The organism is Pseudoalteromonas piscicida (genome assembly GCF_002208135.1).
In the GTDB taxonomy this organism is placed as follows: Bacteria; Pseudomonadota; Gammaproteobacteria; order Enterobacterales; family Alteromonadaceae; genus Pseudoalteromonas; species Pseudoalteromonas piscicida_A.
The window spans coordinates 3,996,707-4,017,886 of the sequence record NZ_CP021646.1; the positions used below are offsets into that span (position 1 = coordinate 3,996,707).

Below are 21,180 nucleotides of genomic sequence, written 5' to 3' on the forward strand. Positions count from 1 at the left end.
CTCAAAACTCGAACTCTTCGTATTCGGCAACATCATCTACCTCGTTGATAGACTGACTTACCGCTATAATTTCACATAGGGAAGCAAGCTCTTGCAGAGTCTGCACATCAAAAAAAGCATTCATTGAGATTGTGATACCCAGGACTTCCTCAATTTTTCTTACAAACTTCATTATTAATAGGGAGTGCCCTCCCAGTTCAAAAAAGTTTGCTTTAATACTTATTTTACTTTGTTCAAGTCCCAACAATTCAGAACAAATATCCACTAGTGCCAGTTCAGTTTGGCTCTGCGGTGTAACGTATTCTTCATTAAAACCAACACCTTCAATTTCTAGTAATTGCTTTTTGTCAATTTTTCCATTTGGTGTTAATGGCCAATCCTCAACTTCCACAAAAAAGCTAGGCATCATATATTCAGGTAATGCTAAACGAAGCGCTTTTTTAACTTCACCAATATTGATGTCGCCACCGTGGCCTTTTAGGTATGCGATTAAGCGATTATCTTCTCCAACCTGCTTCGCAATGACTAGGCATGAGTCGATTTCAGCAAGTTGAGATAATTCAAACTCGATTTCCCCAAGCTCTATCCTAAATCCTCTTATCTTCACCTGATCATCAATTCGACCAAGAAACGCTAAATTACCACAAGGAAGGTACTTTACTAAATCTCCAGTACGGTAAAGCCGAGCAGCCTGAACTCCCTGTACTACTGTGGAGTATGGATTACTAACAAACTTAGCTGTCGTTAGCTCAGCTTGATGCCTATATCCTCTAGAGACACCATCACCTCCCAAATATAATTCTCCTACAGAGCCGTAAGGTAATAGCTGGCCATCTTCATTTAAAATCAGCGCAATACTATTTGAAATCACGCGGCCAATACTTGGTGTTGACTGTACCGCATTATTAAACCTGATCCCCGTTGAGTAGGTCGTATCTTCAGATGGACCATATAGATTACAAACGCTAATCGCCGTATATTGTTCAAATATTTTGTTGATAAGCTCACTGTGTAATGCTTCCCCCGCAAGATTAATGACCCGGATTTTCTCTAAATAAGTATTATTATCTAGCAAGGCCGAGATAGCTGAAGGAACTGTATTAAGTAAGGTGACATCCCGAACACACTGCTCTGTCACTACTTCTAATACATTTTTAACGAGTCTTACTTTTGTGCCAACACTTAGTGGTAAAAATAATTCAAAAACAGATAAATCAAAACTTAAAGAAGTACTCGCTAATACTGTTTGCAACTCTGCTTGTGAATAAAAATGCTTGCCCCAATTCAACATTGCAACCGTATTTTGATGCTCAATCATCACGCCTTTTGGTTGCCCTGTCGAGCCTGAGGTATAAATTACATACGCCAGATGCGATGCGCTCACACCGACCTCTTGTGGCCGAGTGCGTGGATACGCATCGCATGGATGCGGCTCCCCTAAGGCAAATCCATCTAACTTTACTTGCGTTTTGGTAAAACTCACTAATGCCTCTGCCGTCTCTCCATGGCTCACTATCACCGATAATGACGCATCTGCTATCATATACTCCAAACGACTCCGCGGATAACTCGGGTCTAGCGGCACATAAGCACCGCCTGCTTTTAAAATACCTAAAACCGCTATCACCATCTCCAGTGACCTATCCGCGCACACACCCACTAAGCTCTCTGGCCCTATCCCATGCTCTGCGCGCAGGTAATGTGCTAGCTGATTTGCTTTCTCATCCAGTGTTTTATATTGTAAAACCTCATCACCAAATGCTACCGCTACCTGCTCTGGTATCAAGTCTACTTGACGCTCAAACAACGTATGAATACAAGCCGACTTATCATACTCTACTGCTGTGTCGTTCAGTGTATACAGCAGCTTGTGCTCTTCTTCTTCCGATAATAACGGCAAGCTACTCACTGCTGTTTGTGCACTGGCTTCACTTAACCCTGTCAGTAGCCGCTCAAAATGCGCATTCAGTTGGGCTATATGTTCTTTATCAAACAGGCTAACATCATAGTTCCAGTGTACTGTAACGCCTTGGTCGTTAATTTGAATATCTATATCCAAATCAAACTTCGCCTGTACACTATCCCCGCTATATGCCTTGACTGTCACACCCGGTAGCTTAAACCCTGCTTTATCCGCATCACTCGATAAACCGTAATCACTATTGGTCGTCATCATGATTTGAAATAGTGGGCTGTGTGAGCCACTGCGTGGCACTTTCAAACGCTCGACTATTTGCTCAAAGGGCGCTGACTGATTTGCTTGTGCATCTAGATTAACTTGTCTTATGTGTGCTAAATACTCACCTACCGTCTTATGACCAGTATCCGCTCTTAGCACTAAGGTGTTGACGAAAAACCCTATCAGTGGTGCCAGCTCTCGCTGCTCCCGATTCGCTATTGGTGTGCCTATGACCACATCCTTACTGTTTCCATGTCTCGACAGTAGTAACGATAAGGCTCCATGCAATAGCATAAACGGAGTGATTTTGAATTGCTGCGCCATCTTCAGAAGTGCTTGCGCCAATTCTTTGGGTAAGACTCCTGTGACTCGCTCACCTTGATATTGCTTTTGTGCCGGCCTTGCTTTATCTAATGGCAAACTGTGGAGTGCAGGTAACCCTTCAAGTTGCTGCTCCCAATAATCCAGCTGACCTTCAAGCTGCTCTTGTGCCAAATAGTGACGCTGCCAATGAGCATAATCGGCATACTGCACCGCGAGTTCTGGTAAGGGGTTAGCTTCACCTGCTTCTTGCGCATGATACAGTGCAAAAAACTCCTTCATCAGGATTTCCATTGACCATCCATCTGACGCTATGTGGTGCATATTAAATAACAGTACGCCTGATGTTTCTGCGGTCTTTATAAAACTTACCCGCAACATCACTTCTGTGGATAGATTAAACGGTCTCCCTACTTCCTCACGCACATATGCTTTAAGTGCGGCTTCTTTATCTTGCTCATCGAGTTCACTGATGTCTTTTTGCTGAATCGCAAACTCGACTTCAGATATTGTTTTTATCTTTTGATATGCTTCACCATCATGCTCTTCATAGACGGTTCTTAAGATTTCATGACGCGCGATAATTTCACGAAAGGCTTGCTGAATACTCGTCAGACTAATCGTGCCTGACAGCTCAAATACCATCGGCATATTGTACTCTGGAGTGCTACCTTGCAAACTATCAATAAACCATAGCCGCTGTTGGGCAAAAGACAGGGGGAGCTTATCTGTGTTTCTGTCTACTGGGGTGATAGGCTTTAACGCCACGCTCGGCGAAGATTCATAGGCTGTCAAAAATTCAATAATAGCTTGCTTGTTATCCGCTATGCTTTGCTTTAGCTCTGGTGGGAAAGTACAACCCTTATTTAATCTAAACCCTAATTTTCCAGACTTACAAAATAGTGTTACACCCGAGCTATTTGCTTGGTGAATTAGTTGTACAATGTTCATAGCCAGCCACTTTCCTCTACTTGCGTATTATTTGTTATTATTTGGGAAGCCAATACTAGAGTATATTTTTCTATCTCTGCGCCCAATCCTCTTATGGTTCTAGTATTGAAGATTTCTTTACTAGATATATTTATTTGCCACTGTTCGTTAATCTTCGATATCAACTTTATTGCCAGTAAAGAATTACCACCCAACTCAAAGAAGTCAGCATTAGCGCTTACTTGATCTTCATTTAAGTGCAATATCGACATCACAAAAAGTTGTAATTGGCTTTCTATTTCGTTTTCAGGAGCTAGATACTTCAATGTGTCTGGTACGTTAGGTACAGGTAGCTTTTTTCTGTCGATTTTGCCGTTCGCAGTGAGCGGCCATTGCGTTACCTTGATCAATACTTCTGGTACCATATAACTTGGTAATTGTTGTTTTAGATACTCTGTACATTGTGTTTCTATATCAGGGTGTGGACTATCAAAATACGCAACCAATCTTGGCTGATTAACAATGTCCTCGCGAACCATAACCAGACATTGATTAACCTTGTCATGTTGAGCCAGCTGATACTCAATCTCGCCAAGTTCGATTCTTAAGCCGTGCAGTTTCACTTGGTGGTCTATTCGACCCAAATACTCCAGCTTACCGCCTTCGCTATAACGAACCAAATCACCCGTTTTGTAAAGTCTAGGACCATTTAACTGTGGAAATGGGTTTGGAATAAACTTGTCTTTTGTTAATTCGGGTTTGTTTAGATAACCTACCGCCAATCCCATTCCGCCAATGTGAAGCTCTCCAACAGCACCATAAGGAACAAGTTTTCCGTTTTTATCTAATACAACTAAGCTTGTATTTTGTATAGGTCTACCTATTGGCACACTAGCCCCCTTATTAGCAGCGCTATCACACTCCCAATAAGTAACATCTATTGAAGCCTCTGTTGGACCATATAAATTATGTAATTTAGACTTTGTCTCCGTTGCAAAAAACTGCGCTTGTAATTCACTTGATAGCGCTTCTCCGCTGCAAAACACTTGGCGAACCGTACTGCATTGCTCCCAGTCACCAGCTTGAAGCATCAAATTAAGCATAGAGGGCACAAAATGTAATGTCGTTACCTCTTGTGATTGAATAAGTGATGACAAGTAACTCGGCTCTTTATGACCCTCCGGTTTTGCTACGACTAGACGGCACCCAGTAATTAGCGGCCATATAAACTCCCATACCGATACATCAAAGCTGTATGGTGTCTTTTGTAGCACACAATCAGCCGAGTTCAGCTGATACATTTTTTGCATCCAATCAATGCGATTAAACAAGCCTTTGTGTTCGCAAATTACTCCTTTTGGTTCGCCGGTAGAACCTGAGGTATAGATAATATAAGCTTCCTGCCCTTGCTGAAATAGTGAATTAGTTTCAAATGACTCTGAGCAGCTACTTAGGGTTTGTATCACCGAATCCTCATCAAGAGAAACAACATTATGATGGTATGAGGGCAGTGAGCCGTAAAACCTTTTCTGTGTTAAAACTAAGACTGGTGACGCGTCTTGCAATATAACCCTTACCCTTGCAGCGGGTAATGTCGGATCGATCGGAATATAGGCCCCACCAGATTTTAAAATCGCCCAAATAGCAACAACCATTTCCAGCGAACGTTCCATATATAAAGCAACATAACTATGCGCCCCAACACCATTATCTTGTAGATGGTTTGCTAATTGATTCACTCTTTCATCGAGTTGCTGGTACGTTAACGACTCTCCCTCATAAGTCACAGCTATACGTTGTGGGTTATCGGCAACTTGCTGCGTAAATGCTGCAACGACATTGTCATCGTGCGCTATTGGTGCTGATGTATCATTGAGCTCTACCAAAAGATGATGTTGGTTAGATTCAGAAACTAGTGTTAATTCATGAATACCCTGTTGTGGCGTCGCAACAATACTTTTAAGCAGTTGCACAAAGCAGGCTTGTAGTTGCTGTATCGTATCTTGTTTGAATATTGAAGTATTATACTCAAATCTAAAATTCAGTCCGTCACGATCCTCCACGGCATGTAGCGCAAGTTCATACTTTACTAGACTACGTGATACATTCGCAGAGGAAACAGAAGAGCTAGCTAAGTTCGGCTTCACCGACTCAGTATTATTCATACTAAACTGAATTTGAAATAACGGTGAGTATGCAGGACTTCTCTGCGGATTTAGCTCATCAACAAGTAAATCAAATGGCATATCTTGATTTGCTTGTGCATTTACATTGACTTTTTTTACATCATGTAAGTAATCAATAAAGCGCCCGTTCTCAGATGTATTGGTACGCAGTACAAGCGTATTTACAAAACAGCCTATTAATCCCTCCAACTCTTGCTGCCTTCGATTTGCCACAGGTGTACCAATCACAATATCAGTGCAATCCGAGTAGCGAGATAACAATAAGCTAAACGCTGCGTGAAGCAACATAAATAGTGTTACATTTTGCTCAACAGCCAACGCCTTCAACTGCGTGCTCAACTGCGCTTCTAGAGCAAATTGAACACGACTACCATCAAAGCTCTGCACCGGTGGGCGAGGATGATCAAGTGGCAAAGCATGCACATCTGGCAACTCATTAAGCTGCTTCAACCAATACGCCCTCTGAGAGTCTACTGTTGATGACTCGAACAGCCCTCTTTGCCATACCGAGTAATCTAGGTATCGAAGTGCATTTGGTATCAGCCGACTTGGCTCTCCTTGCTGAATTGATTGATAGAGATGATTGAACTCCTTAAGCAGTAGTCCTCTGGACCATCCGTCTCCAGCAATATGGTGCAGATTAAAGAGTAATACTCCTTGCGCTTCACCGGTATTATTCCTTGGCAGCTCAATGTAGCCAACTTTCAACATCAAGTCTGATTCAAGAGAGAAAGCTTGTAACGAAAACTGCTTCACACACTCAGAAACTAGGTTGTCCACATTTTCACTTTCTTGAGTAAAGTCAAAACGAGTAACTTGAAAATGAAACTCGTCTAATACCTTTTGCCACACCTGCCCATCTCTTTCAAAAAAAACGGTTCTGAGAGGTTCGTGTCGTTTAATAATCTCATAACAGGTCTGTTCAATCACAGATAAGTCTATGGTGCCATTAATATGCAATGCGTCAGTCATATTATAATGTGCATCACTGCTTTCTAATTGATTAACCAACCACATTCTCTGCTGAGCAAAAGATGCTGGCGCTTCGTTATCAATATGTTCAGCTCTTGCTATTTTGTCATTTGCCTTTGCTGAAACCTTAAGCCAATCGATAATCTGTGCTTTTTTTTCTTTTATTTCTGCAATTAATTGGTCGTTTGTCGCGTTCGTTTTTCTTCTTAGTTTTAAGGCACCTTCGTTATCTAGGTATAACTTTATCCCTTGTTCCTTAACTCTTTGTAGTAGATTCTCTATCATATAGCTTCTTCCACTTCATCTTCTGCCAATACATCCGATACCTTACTGATGTCTGAAAGTGCGTTACTTTTCTGATAGTCATCGACTTTCTCAGCCAATAATCGAATGCTAGATAGTTCCATTGCTTCTTCTAGTTCAATATCGACAGAGAATTGTTCCCTAAGTCGTGATACTAAGCGCATCAGTAGCAAAGAGTTGCCTCCTAAAAGAAAGAAACTGCTGGTAACACTTATCTTTGAAGGCTCTAATTTAAGTAACTTTGACCACATAGAGACCAAGCCATGCTCAGTGTCTGTATTAGGCGCAACATACTCTTCTAAAGCAAGCGAGATCTCTGGTTTAGGTAATGCCTTTTTGTCTACCTTACCACTTGGCGTAAGCGGCCAATTTTCGATAATTTCAAAGTAAGCTGGATGCATATATTCAGGCAAAGCCTCATTGAGATGAGCTTTAACTTTTTGAAGTAAGTCTAGGTTGTCATACTCATTACTTGCTGGGGTTAATTCACAATAGGCAACCAGTTGAGAGAAATCATCCCCATTTGATACGGCTTTAACCACAACGAACTCAATTAATTCGTTTTGTATCAGCGCTGATTCCACTTCTGCCAGTTCAATCCTGTAACCACGCACTTTGACTTGCTCATCCACACGCCCTAGGTATTGATAGGCATTGTTGCTGATCTGTCGAACAACATCTCCAGTTTTATAAATCAACTCTCCAGATTCTGGAGAAGATAAAAATCGTTCAGTTGTCAGTTCCGGCTCGTTCAAATAGCCCTTCGCTAATCCAGCCCCGGATATATATAACTCTCCATTCATGCCTGGCACTACTGGTTTTAGCTTGTCATTCAAGACATGAAACTTAGTATTGAGTATTGGCGTACCAATTGAAATAGCATCAGTATTGTCAATACGATGTGCACCAACCCACACGGTTGCCTCAGTTGGACCGTACATATTCCAAACTTCCTCGTACCTAGACACCATTTTTGTTGCTAATTGCGGAGGCAGTGCTTCACCGCCACAAAGCGCTTTTATAGGCTGGACTGTAGACCAGTTTGATTGCCCTTCTAACATCGTCCAAGTAGCTGGTGTTGCCTGTACACAAGAGATCTGATTTTGCTCGATATAGCTTACCAGTTTACCGCTATCTTTACTTATTTTCTCATCGACAATATGAACAGTTGCGCCAACATACAGTGGCAAATAGAGCTCAAGTACTGAAATATCAAAACTGATAGGGGTGATCGCAAGTAGCCTGTCTTGGCTTGACAACCCAGGACTCTGCTCCATTGCATGGAGAAAGTTAGCGACATTATTATGGCTGATACAAACCCTTTTGGCTTGCCTGTCGATCCTGAGGTATAAATCACATACATGAGATCATCAGGTGCAGGAAGCTGAATTTCATTGTTAAGGGCTATTGAGCTGCCTTCTAACGCAGTCACTACGTTTGGTGCAGACAAATCTAAAACCCTATCCGCGCAGATCTCAAGCTCCAGCGCTAAATCACCGCTCGTAATAACACGCTTAGCCTTTGAATGTTCTAGCATGTAGGCTATACGGTCAATTGGATAATTCGTCGAAAGTGGGACATAAGCGGCTCCTACTTTCTGAATTGCCAACATAGAGGTTAACAGTTCAATATTTCTTGGCAAATAAACGCTAACCAAATCGCCAGCACCAAGGCCTTGTGCATGTAGTATATTCGCCATTTTATTGATGCGCTCAGACAACTGTTTGTATGTGAAAGCGTGACCATCACACACCACCGCCACTTTGTCTGGTGTCATTCCAACATAATGTTCAAACTGTGCCAACAACCCTGATTCAGCGTTAATCTCTTTCGCTTCCCCAGCAATAAAAGCCTTCGTTTTTGGTACCGGGATAAGGCTTACTTCAGATATTAGCTCCTCCATTGACACCTGACTTAAGCTGATTAAGATCTGTCGTAGATACTCCACTACACTCTGTACATTCTCTAGGGATATTCTTGCGGTTTGGAAATGTAAGTCAACTTCCAATTTCTCAGCCATTGACGCATATAAGGTTAATGCAAAGTTAGTATCCTCTTCACTGTTTAATTGGGTGAGCCTCACTGAGCTGTCATCACCTGTCACCCCATCAGAAGGATAGTTTTCAAAAATAACGAGACTTTCAAATAACGGTTTATTCGCAGGAATATCTGACTGCTTTTGAATATCGCTATATGACAAATAGCTATGTTCGTTACATTCCATGTTAGTTCGATGAATATTGTCTAACACAGCTCGAATCGTTGACGCTTTGTCTAATGATACGCAGAGGGGAATAGAGTTAATAAATAACCCTAGCATATTCTCAACACCAATCAGCTCCGCTGGACGGCCTGATACGGTGACCCCAAAGTGCACATCTTGGCGCGCCGAGTACTGGCTTAATAGGTATGCCCAAGCAAATTGCAACAGTACATTCACTGTGCATTTTTCTCTTTGGGCTAATTGCGCAAGGTTACGACTTTGCTCTTCAGACAGCGAAAAAGAACATTTCTCATAGTGTGAAGTAAGCGCCTTTGCAGGTTTCAAAAATGGCAAAGGCGCAGCTTCAGATAAACCAGATAAAGTTTCCCGCCAAAATAGTTTTGATTTATCTGTATTTCTGGATTTCAACCAGCGGATAAAGTTTTCATATTTAGCAGGTTCACCGAGCATAACTGGAGTCCCATTCACGACTCCTTGATAAAACGCCATAACTTCTTGGATCACAATAGGGTTACACCAACCATCGAGCAAAGCATGATGATATGACCAAATAAACTGATATAACTCCGTATCAAGTTTAACAAGTTGCACCCGCATCAACGGAGGCACTTTAAGGTCAAAGCCTTGCTCTCTATCTGCCTGTTTGATGGCATCAAGCTGCTCATATGCGAGCGCTCGATTATAGCTTGATAAGTCATGATATTGGACTGAAAAAGCAGCCGCTTTACGGACCAGTTGATGAATACGCTTTTCTCCAAGTCCAACAAAACAAGTTCTTAATATCTCATGTCTCTCAATCAGGTGAACCCATGCTGCTTCAAAGGCCTTTTCATCGATAACACCGACCAGCTCCCCTGATAGCTGAACCGTATAAGCAGCATTAGATTTATCCATTAGACTTTGGAAAATCATTCCTGATTGCATTGGTGTAGCAATCATAATGCTCTGCAGATCGGTATACTCTGCATGAATTTCCGTAAATAACTCACGCGTGAGATCAGCTAAAGGAAAGTCAGACTTGGTTAGCTCATCACTGTTACTGAAGAAATGAATAATTTCTTGCTTCTTCTCTTTCAGGCTCTGTAACAACTCAGGTGTTAAGTTATTTTCAGGGTCGTAAACTTTCAGCTTCTCCCCTTCTACTCCAACAGAGACATCTCGTTCTTTTAATTGTTTTAGTAAATTGAAGATATTCATATTAACAGCTTATCTATTATCCGTTTTTAAATTTCAATTGCTTCAACTTGCTTAGGAAGCGAATGTGCAAGCTCGTTATATTCGGCAATCATCTCTTGCTCTGCTAGTTTGCTATGACAAGCCAGCAACACTGTTTCGATACTTTGTTCTAGGTATGACAGCAATTGCGCTAATTGTGCTTCACCGACTTTAATTGATGACACATCAACCTTGAGCCTACCTTGATAAATAAGAGCATTCACAGTGATAAAATCGTCAATCTTATTTTCTGCACTCGAAGATAGACCCGTTTTTTCTTCAGCAAAGGAAAACGCTGATTTCGCCGAAGAAATGTTGTCAAACTGCCCAAGATAATTGAACACGACATTATAGCTACTCGTGCTTTCGTCAAGCGCTTGTATCTCATGGTCATTTGCTAGATAACGCAAGGCACCAAACCCAATGCCGTTGTCAGGCACACCTCTATACGAATCTTTAACTAACTTAATCAACTCACCAACAGGTTCATTCATCGGTGCATTTAACATTAATGGGTAGATTGACGTAAACCAGCCTACCGTATCACTTAGGTCAATCCCATCGACAATATTTTCCCGCCCATGGCCTTCAATATCCACACGTAAGGTTTCAGCGTCAGACCATTGTCGAAATGCACTAAATACAGCCGCTATAATCAACTCATGCACTTTTGTTCTATATGCACTATTAGCGGAATCTACAAGCTGTGCAGTGTCTTCCTCAGAAACAGCAAAGCTTGCGGTACTAATATTGCTGTCCTGCGTATCAGCCAAACACTCGATATTGTGCTGCTCATATTTACTTAGCTGATCAATCCAATATTCACGTTGGCTTAGCAAATCATCACTACATGCATAGTCAGATAGCGTCTGACCCCAAAACTGATAAGAAGTTGTCTTATCAGACAATAACACATCATTACCAGATTTCAAATCTTCCCAAGCTTGTTCTAGATCCGCCATGATTATCCGCCATGAAACACCATCGATAATTAAGTGATGTCCCAAGATAAACAGCTTCAAGCGGCCATTTCCAAGATGGATTAAAGCAAGCTTAAATGTCTCTCCACTGTTGATATTCAGAGACTCTTGCAGACCCCCGCAGAAAAGCTCAATTGCTTTTGCTTGCTCCGAATCAGCAATCTCAGTAAAGCTAACTTCCTGTACAACAGTAGAAATATCAATATCAGACTCGGGGATATAACAATATTGATTTTGTTCAAATCCAAACTTCAGACGTAGTACATCATGCCTAGATATTACACTTTTTGCAATTGTTTCTAGCTCAGATAGCTGCATTCCCTCTGGAGCATTTAATAATACGGCCTGGTTATAGTGATTTGGGTTAGCTAAATGCTTCTCAAGAAATTGTTTTTGAATTGGTGTGAGTAACTGCTCTCCAACGACCGCTTCTTGAGGGATAACAATTGCAGCATTACTCATCACTACAGGAGCAAGCTCTTGGATCGTTTGATAATTAAACATATCTTTAATTGTAAACGTTAAACCAGCCCTTTTCGCTCTAGCCACGACTTGAGTGGATAAAATAGAGTCTCCGCCCAGCGAGAAAAAGTTATCTTTAATACCTACCTTTTCAATACCTAACAATTCCCCCCAAATACTGCTAAGTACTTTTTCGACATCCGTCTGCGGAGCAAGATATTCCGATGCTGTCTGCATCACAGGGTTGGGCAATTGCTTTTTATCTACTTTACCACTTACAGTTAGCGGCCATTGCTGCATCAGCACGAAAGTTGCTGGCACCATATATTCAGGTAACACCGCAACAAGTGCTTGATGTAGTTGTTCATTTGTAAGTTCTGCGTTGCCAACCACACTGTAGTATGCAACCAGTCGGGTGTTACCTGACAGATCCTGTCTCGCAAGCACTGTGGTTTTAGATATTTGCTCAATATTGTTTAAATGGTACTCAATTTCGCCCAATTCGATACGAAGCCCTCGGATCTTCACTTGATCATCGATACGTCCAACATATTCGATTTGCCCTTGTTGATTAACATATGCAAGATCTCCTGACTTATATAATCGCTCTGTGTTCAAGCTAGGATATGGATTAGCAATAAAAGTCGAAGCCGTTAACTCTGGTCGGTTGAGGTACTCTCTCGCAAGACCAACACCACCAATATACAGCTCACCAACAACACCGTGAGGAACAAGTCGCTGGTGCTCATCTAAAATGATCAGCTGCGTATTTTGGATAGGTTTACCAATCGGAACCGTCTTTGCCGATATATCATTCGGGCAGTGCCAAAAGCTCACATCTATCGATGCTTCTGTTGGGCCATATAAATTATGTAGTGAAGCCTGTTTTGCTTTGCTATAGAAAGTATTTTGCAGCTCTATGGGTAAAGCTTCTCCGCTACAAATTACACGGGCAACAGAATCACACCCATGCCACGCATCAGCACTTAACATCGCATTCAGCATTGAGGGCACAAAGTGTAAAGTAGTTACTTGCTTTGCTTGGATTAACTGACGGATTTGTTCTGGATCTTTGTGTTCCTCTGGTCGCATCACGACAAGTTTAGCACCCGAAGTAAGAGGCCATACAAACTCCCAAACAGATACATCGAAACTATAAGGTGTTTTTTGCAACACGACATCGCTTTGATGTAATTTAAATTCATTTTGCATCCAATCAATACGGTTAATAAGTCCTCTATGAGTACAAACAACGCCTTTTGGTGTGCCTGTCGAGCCAGAGGTGTAAATAACATAGGCACAACTATCCGGTGACTGAGAGTTAATTGACTGATTTACAGTAGTATAACTCATAAGCTCAGCTTGTAGCCTTTGTTCATTGAGCGCGATCACTGGAAGATCGGAGCATGGAGCGACCAAATCATATAGGTGCTGCTGAGTCAAAATACAGACAGGCTGACTATCAATCAGGATCGTAGCTAAGCGCTCACTTGGCGTTGACACATCCAAAGGAATATATGCACCACCAGCTTTTAACACAGCCCAGATTGCTACCACCAACTCGACGGAGCGATCCATGTACAACGCTACATATTTATTTTCCTCAACTCCTTTTTGCTTCAAGTAACTCGCTAATTGGTTCGCTCGGTTATTAAGTTCTGCATAAGTTAGCGTGTCATCATCGTAGCTCACAGCAGTCGCATCTGGTGTTTTCTGGACTTGCTGTTCAAATAATGCGTGGATCGTCGGCTCTTTAGATAACTCTATCACCTCTCCTTGGGCAAAAGACAATAACTCAACTTGCTCTTCTGGGCTAATCAAAGACAGCTCAGCTATTGAAAGAGATTGATTTTCCACAATATTATTTAACAAAGTGATAAAGTGTTTGGTAAAACGTGCCACACTAGACTCAGCAAACAGATCTTTCGCGTACTCCCAGCAAACCTCTATGCCATCATCGTGATCGGTCACATTTACACTTAAGTCAAACTTACTATAAGCTTCACTAGGTAACATACGTTCAATATCAAGGTTATTTAACTGTAGATCACCCACATTCTTATCTTGTACAACCAATAAAATTTGTACCAAAGGATGGTACCCCAAGCTTCTCTCTGGGTTAATTTTTTCAACTACTAACTCAAAAGGAATATGTTGATTTTCGTATGTATGAAGGCATTCCTCTTTAACCTGTGTCAGTAGTTCAGTAAATGATTGCTCAACATCAACTTGCGTACGAATAGCCATTGTGTTCACAAAAAACCCAATCAATGGCATGGTCTCTTGCTCACCTCTGTTAGCTACAGGAGTACCAATGACCACATCATTTTCTGTCCCAAGTTTTGAAATGAGTATAGAAAGCGCACTATTCATCACCATAAATAGGGTCGTATTTGTCGATTTTGCCAGGGCATGGAGCTTTTTAGATAGCGTAATGTCTAGATTACTGATCCACTTATCACCACGATAACTCTGTTGATTTAGTCGCTGGAAATCTAAAGGAAGACTATGTACCTGAGGTGCTCCTCTCAACCTTTCACACACAGATTCAAGCTCAGCCGCAAACGTCTCACCTTGCATATGTTCACGCTGCCAGTAAGCATAGTCCATATACTGAATAGGAAGTGCTGGTAAAGCCGGCTTATTACCACTCAGGAAGCCGTTATAGTAGAAGCTTAACTCCTCAAATAAACGACTCATTGAAAAACCATCAGTACAAATATGATGCTGTGAAAACAGCAAGACATGTTCTGTTTGTCCCAGTCTAAGTAACTTTGACCTCACCATGAGATCCTGAGAAAGTACAAATGGTAGGCGTTGCTCTTCATTAATTATGCGCTCGATTTCATCATCTCTATGCGCTTTGTTTACATTGCTAATATCAACTAGTGCCAACTCAAATTCGAACTTTTCATTAATTTGTTGAAAGGCTTCATCACCCTGGTGATACGTTGTTCTTAGGATTGTATGGCGTTCAATCACTGACTTGATTGCATTTTCCATAGCAACCGTATTTAGCTCACCTGTTAATTTGATAGCCCAAGCTTGGTTATATGCAGAGCTTCCACCTTCCATTTCATCTATGAACCAGAGGCGTTGCTGTGCAAAAGTAAGTGGGCCATACAACTTTTCCACACTCTCAATGGTTTGTCTTTTCTGTACAGAGTCACCTAGCTTTTGGTTTATGCTGTCAAATAAGGACAACATGCTTTGTGATTCCATGATCTCCGCCATTGAAATATCGACGCCAAGGCGCTCTGCAAATTGCGCATTTAAGCGAATAGCAGCCAAAGAGTCCCCGCCTAACGCATGGAAATTCTGACGTAAATCTACTTCCTGACAGCCAAGAATATCAAACAATATACTATCAAAGATTTCGGCAGCCTCATCCGAGGTTAGTTGTTGTTCCTGCTTAGACTGTGCTTTTTTCAAAGCTTGTTTTTCAAGATTTTTCAATTCTGATAAGTCAGTAGCGCAGATAGCAATACGCTGATAGCCACTATTTAAGGCCGTTGCGAAAACTCTTCGACCTTCACTATTTGAAATGCTATTTACGACTTTTTCAGCAATGTTGACTTCCAAAGATTGCTCCGACACAGCGTTCACTGCCATACCCGATTCACTCCAAGTGTTCCAATTAATTACTTGGATTTGGCACGTAGGTATTGCTTCAGATAGCTGCGCGATAAAGTTATCAACAAAACTATTTGCAGCACCATAATCAACCCGGTTTTTATGGGTATCCACCACGGTTTGTAATGATGACATCAAGGTAATGAAGTTGGGCTGCAATTCATGGCGTTTAATTACCATTTCTAGGTTGATTAGCCCTGAGACCTTACTTGCCATAACCGCTTGTAACTCTGCAATATCTAACTCAGCGATGGGCTTATCAGCGCCAGGCACCCCCGCACAGTATATAATCCCGTCAATCGTGCCTGTTGTCGCAATACAATCAGCAACAAAGGCTTCAAATGCTTGACTGTCGGCGACATCAAGTGCGCTAATCTGGCAAGACATCGCACTATCATTAACGTCTTGTAAGCGCTGATATGCCTGTGGTTCAAGTCTTGTCTGTAAATCAGCAATTGTAGATTGAGTTCTTGTTGTGAGAACAAGGTTTACACTTGCCTTGGAAACTAACTCTTCTGCAACCGCCAATCCCATCCCACCTAATCCACCGATAATGATATAAGTACCATTCTCTTTTACTTGGCTAAGATTGGACGCAGAACTTGAAACATCTACCTGCGAGTAGGTCTCAACATAACGATTTTTTCCTCTAAGCGCGACAATTCTATCGTTACTGAACACGCGGCCTAATTCATCTACCCAACTATGACTGAATGAAGCCTGCGTGTTTTCTATATCTACCACACCCGCATCAATATTCACGAGTTCAGCAGTTGCACTCTTACACAATGCAGGGAGCATCGCAGCAATTGCGTTGTTATTTTCATAACCCACGACTTCAAATGCTTCAGCTGTTAACAGCGTGACTTTCAAGTCTGGCCTGTGAATTTCTGCAAGCGCTTTAAACATGAAAAATGCAGGGTAGAAGTCGTTTTGTAAACGTGCTTCATAGGACAACATCGCACTACTTTCCTGCGTACTAAAGCCCACAGGCATGACAATATGATCAAAGTGCTGTTTTTCTAGTAGTGTGAATAGTGCAACCATTCCTTGCTCAGATGCTAAGTTAACCTCAAATGTTGAATCACCGATTTGCCTCGTTGCTTGAGCACCCATTACTTGAACAACTTCTACGTTTGCCCTTGTTAACTGCGCAATATGTAGAGATGGATCATGCTTAGCATCATGAATATATAAGCATCTATGGCCATCTACTTGGCTAGGCTGGTTTGGCTTGCGCAGCCAATTAGGTGCATAGAACCACTTACTAAAGTCTAACTTATTGTTTTGATTGGTGTGTGCACTGTGTATCTCTTGCTGTATTTGTGGTTCAAACCGCTTTCTCTGGAACGCATACGTCGGCAAAGGAATGCGTCTTCTTTTCTCACCACGATAGCAAACTGACCAATCGATATGAGCACCAATTGACCAAAGTTTAGCCATTACATTCGCGACTAACTCTTCGCCTTCACTGTGGTTATCCGCTAATGATACAAAAGGTACTACACTTTCTATTAGCTCAGGAAGATGCATTGAGACCAAACCCGCTAGCGTTTTCCCAGGCCCAACTTCTAATAGTGCATGCTCTGGATAACGATTCATCAAACTTTCAATCCCACTGGCAAAGCGCACTTCCCCAGCAAGTTGCTCAACCCAGTATTGAGCTGTCATAGCCTGATCCTGTGTGATCCAGTCGCCGCTCACATTGGAAATAAAAGGTAATACAGGGGCTTGTAGAGAAACGCCATCAAAAACAGACTTAAACTCCATCAGGATTGAGTGAGTATGACGAGAATGGAATGCTCTATCACCTTTTAATTTCTTGTACTTAATTGAGTTTGCTTCAAGAGACGCTAGACAACGAGATATAGAGTCGCTGTCGCCTGATAGCACGATACTCTCTTTTGCATTTGTTGCAGCTACACATAAATTAAACTGAGCCGCAATCTCATTAGCTTGCTGAGCCGTACATTTAATCGACACCATATTACCTGTTGGCATGCTCTGCATTAACCTACCACGATTCGCCACGATATGAATCGCATCTTCTAGACTGAACACACCTGCAAGACATGCAGCCACGTACTCCCCTATACTATGGCCTATCATCGCACTCGGTTTGATACCAAGAGTCATAAGGTGACGTGCTAACGCGTATTCAATACTAAATAACGCAGCTTGAGTGTAGTTAGTCTGATCTAATAACGTTTCTTTTTTGGGATCAAAGCAGACTTCGTACAAGTCACTGTCTAAGTATGGATTAAATAGCGCGATACACTCATCTAGTCGCAGTTTAAACTCATCACTAGACTGATATAGAGACAGTAGCATACCTGTATATTGTGCACCTTGCCCTGGGAACATAAAGGCCAGCTCACGAGGCGCTGCGCGATGTACTTTTTGAGCTGTTGCTTGTAATAATTCAGTCGCTTCAGATGCCGACGTAACGATCAACGCATCCCTATACTGGTAAGGTTTTCTGCCTTGCTGCAGAGTATACGCAATATTCGCCACATCAATACCCGCATGGCTATTGATGTATGCAGACAATCTCCCCTTACTTTCAATTAACGCCTCTGGAGATTTTGCTGATAGAGGTAGTACGTGATATTTCATGCGGCTTCTGTCCTCACCGGATTCTTCAAACTCTTCCAAAATGACATGTGCATTCGTTCCACCAATTCCAAAGGAGCTTACAGCACCTCTTCTCGGCTCCACACCACCTTTCCACTCGCGTAATTCATTCTCTAAATAGAATGGGGTCGACTGTAGATCAAGTTCAGGATTCGGGCTGTTAAAATTAATATTTGGAGATATTTTCTTATAATTAAGTGCACAAACGGCATGTATAAATCCAGCTACACCAGCTGCTGTATCCAAATGGCCGATATTGGCTTTGAGCGTACCCAGCGCGATCGACTGTGTATCTAGTTCTTTGCCAGCTACACTCTTATATGCTCGGTTAAGCGCTCGAACCTCTATCGGATCTCCTAAATAAGTGCCTGTACCATGTGCTTCAACAAAACCTATCGTGCTAGGTTCAACACCTGCCACTGTCATTGCACTCGCAATTGCTTTAGCTTGCCCCTCAACACTCGGTGCTGTATAGCCAGGCTTTAGCGACCCATCGTTATTTACAGCCGAGCCTTTGACGACTGCGAAGATGGTATCACCGTCCTCAATAGCAAGATCTAAGCGCTTTAGTAACACCATACCAGCACCTTGTCCTACTCGTGTCCCGCTAGCGCTCTCATCAAACGGGCAACAATGTCCATCTTTTGAGGTGATAAAGCCTTCTTGATGAACATAGCCAGCAGGCTCCATAGCCGAGATAGAAACTCCTCCCGCTAAGGCCATCGTGCATTCACCATTTTGAATACTTTTACATGCTTGGTGAACTGCAACAAGTGACGTTGAGCAAGCCGTATTGATATTAACACTCGGTCCAGTAAGGTTCAGATTGTAAGAAAGCTGAGTCGATAAGAAAGCGCCCGATGATGCTTTCATCGCTTCCATGCCATCAACGGCATTATGCCCATGACTTTGCGACATCATCTTTTGGATCCACCCAATATTGTCGCTCTTGCCAACAAAAACACCCACACTTCCTGATTCAGGTTCACTTGGGTATCCAGCCATTTCCATAGCTTCATATGCACACTCCAACAGCACTCGGTGTTGTGGATCTGTCATTTCAGCCTGTCGTTCGCTAAATTCAAAGAACTCCGCATCAAACATCTCCATTCCCTGAAAACGGAAAGTTTTCCTAATATACTCTGGGTTACCAATTAGCTTCTCTGAAATACCTGCTGCTCGTAGCTGCTCATCAGTCAACTCTTCGATAGCCTCATGTCCTGACTCAAGCAACGACCAAAACTCCTCAAAGTTTTGTGTGTTACCGAAGCGAGTGGACATGCCGACAACTGCGATTGGGACATTGCCGCTACCTTCTTCAGTAAACTGAATCAGCGCCGTATTTACTAATGGATTATCTTTGTGTTCATGAAGGATGAAACCTGCCAATTGCTCCACCGTTGGGTAGTTAAAGATGTCTGTGACTGAAACCTCAATTTCCAACTCTTGAACAATTTTTTCTCTTAACCGCATGGCTAACAGAGAGTTTCCACCCAACTTAAAGAAGTTATCTTTTATCCCAATATTGCGCTTATTGAGCAAGCTTTGCCACAGCGCTATCAATTGTGCTTCAATTTCAAACTTTGGCGCTTCATACTCCAGCGTGCTCGGTTCACTTTGTATTTTTTGACTGAGGGCTTTGCGATCAACTTTGCCATTATGGTTTAAAGGCAATGCTTCAAGCACATTAATAGTTGAAGGCAGCATGTAAGGCGGTAACTTAGCTTCCAACAAGATGAAGACATCATCTGCTGCATTTGTCAGCGCTTCAGTCGTCTCGATAAAGGCGATCAATCTATTGTCATGTGACTCTCCCTGTGCCAATAGAACAGCGCTATTTGCAATGAAGTCAAAGCTATTAATGACACTCTCTATCTCACCTAGCTCCACTCTGAAGCCTCTTATTTTGACTTGGCTATCAACTCTTCCTATAAACTCAAGATTACCTTCAAAGTTGAGCCTAACTAAATCACCAGTACGATATACTCGCTCCGAATTACTTCCCTTCACATTAGTCGGAAGTGGAAGGAATTTCTCAGCAGTAACTTCGGGTAAGTTTAAATAGCTTCGCGCAAGGCCTCGACCACCAACATATAGCTCTCCGACACAACCGGCCGGCACTGGCCTTTGGTATGCGTCAAGAATAAAGCACTCAACATTACCAATTGGGCGTCCAATATGCACATTATCAGTGGTAATTTCTCCAACAGAAATACACACTGTATTCTCCGTTGGTCCGTAGGCATTAAATAATTTCCGTCCTTCTGACCAAATGATTGCCTGCTCTTTTGATATGGCTTCACCAGCCACAATCAAAGTTTCTAATTGACTAAATTGCTCTGATGCTAGGTTTACTAGCAGCGCTGGAGGCAGCGTAGCATGTGTGATCTCTTGGTCGCAAAGGTATTGAGCCATTAGATCTGGGTTCATCAATGTGTGAGCGTCAATCAAGCACAGGCAAGCACCATTGCATAATGCCATTAGTAATTCCCATGCAGCGGCGTCAAAGCTCAGCGATGCAAACTGCAACACTCTACTTTGCTGATCAACTGCAAACAAACCAGTCTGTTGGCGAGCTAAATTTAACATTGACGCATGCTCAATCAACACACCTTTTGGATTGCCAGTCGAGCCAGAAGTATAAATAACATATGCAAGGTCATTTGGCGTCGCACCAGTGCGTTCACTAACGGTATTACACTCGGAATAGGCCGCAGTTAATTCAGATAAATTATCGACACGAACGACATCACAAGAATGAGTCGGTAACGTCTCCTCTAGCGCTGAGTGTGTAATAATAACTGCAGCTCCAGAATCATTAATCACATAATCTTTGCGCTCAACAGGGTAAGATACATCAAGAGGAACATAAGATGCTCCCGCTTTTAAAACGGCTAAAACCGCAACGATCATTTCAAACGAACGCTCACAGTGAATAATGACTTTACTCTGTGCATTAACGCCATGGGCTTGTAGATACCCGGCAAATCGATTTGCCGCGATATTTAAAGCTTGATAACTCATGACCTCATCATGCAACTGCAGAGCTGGACGAGTTGGGTGCCGTGCAACTTGTTGTTCAAACCAGCTGTGTACCGTCATATCTGGTACAGTTTCAGCGGCATTATCCGATGATATTAC

4 protein-coding genes and 1 pseudogene are annotated in these 21,180 nt (G+C 42.2%); all 5 read right to left on the reverse strand.

Features of this window, described 5'->3' with window-relative positions; genetic code table 11:
* Position 1: 1 nt before the first annotated feature.
* The 5 genes and pseudogenes from B1L02_RS18175 to B1L02_RS18195 all read right to left on the reverse strand — a co-directional run bounded on the left by B1L02_RS18175 (position 2) and on the right by B1L02_RS18195 (position 21,141).
* Entirely contained in the window at positions 2-3,451 is a 3,450-nt protein-coding gene (locus B1L02_RS18175; RefSeq protein ID WP_088532154.1) for a non-ribosomal peptide synthetase, read from the reverse strand.
* On the reverse strand, positions 3,448-6,873 hold the full coding sequence (locus tag B1L02_RS18180; protein WP_088532155.1) for a non-ribosomal peptide synthetase: 3,426 nt from the start codon (positions 6,871-6,873) through the stop codon (positions 3,448-3,450). Before B1L02_RS18180 ends, B1L02_RS18175 begins: the two co-directional genes overlap by 4 nt.
* Positions 6,870-7,142 carry an acyl carrier protein gene (locus tag B1L02_RS25210; protein WP_420541216.1) on the reverse strand — a complete coding sequence of 91 codons (273 nt, stop codon included), beginning with the start codon at positions 7,140-7,142 and terminating at the stop codon, positions 6,870-6,872. The genes B1L02_RS18180 and B1L02_RS25210 overlap by 4 nt, the downstream gene beginning before the upstream one ends.
* Before the next feature lie 92 nt (positions 7,143-7,234).
* Positions 7,235-10,312, reverse strand: a pseudogene (locus B1L02_RS18190) (AMP-binding protein); the annotation flags it as partial.
* 26 nt (positions 10,313-10,338) lie between these two features.
* Positions 10,339-21,141 carry a non-ribosomal peptide synthetase/type I polyketide synthase gene (locus B1L02_RS18195; protein WP_335682210.1) on the reverse strand — a complete coding sequence of 3,601 codons (10,803 nt, stop codon included), beginning with the start codon at positions 21,139-21,141 and terminating at the stop codon, positions 10,339-10,341.
* Positions 21,142-21,180 lie beyond the last annotated feature (39 nt).

Bases quoted from the DNA above. Each gene is read 5' to 3' on its own strand.
- B1L02_RS18195 (WP_335682210.1), bottom strand. From the start codon at position 21,141: ATGACGGTACACAGCTGGTTTGAACAACAAGTTGCACGGCACCCAACT.
- B1L02_RS18175 (WP_088532154.1), bottom strand. From the start codon at position 3,451: ATGAACATTGTACAACTAATTCACCAAGCAAATAGCTCGGGTGTAACA.
- B1L02_RS18180 (WP_088532155.1), bottom strand. From the start codon at position 6,873: ATGATAGAGAATCTACTACAAAGAGTTAAGGAACAAGGGATAAAGTTA.
- B1L02_RS25210 (WP_420541216.1), bottom strand. From the start codon at position 7,142: ATGTGGTCAAAGTTACTTAAATTAGAGCCTTCAAAGATAAGTGTTACC.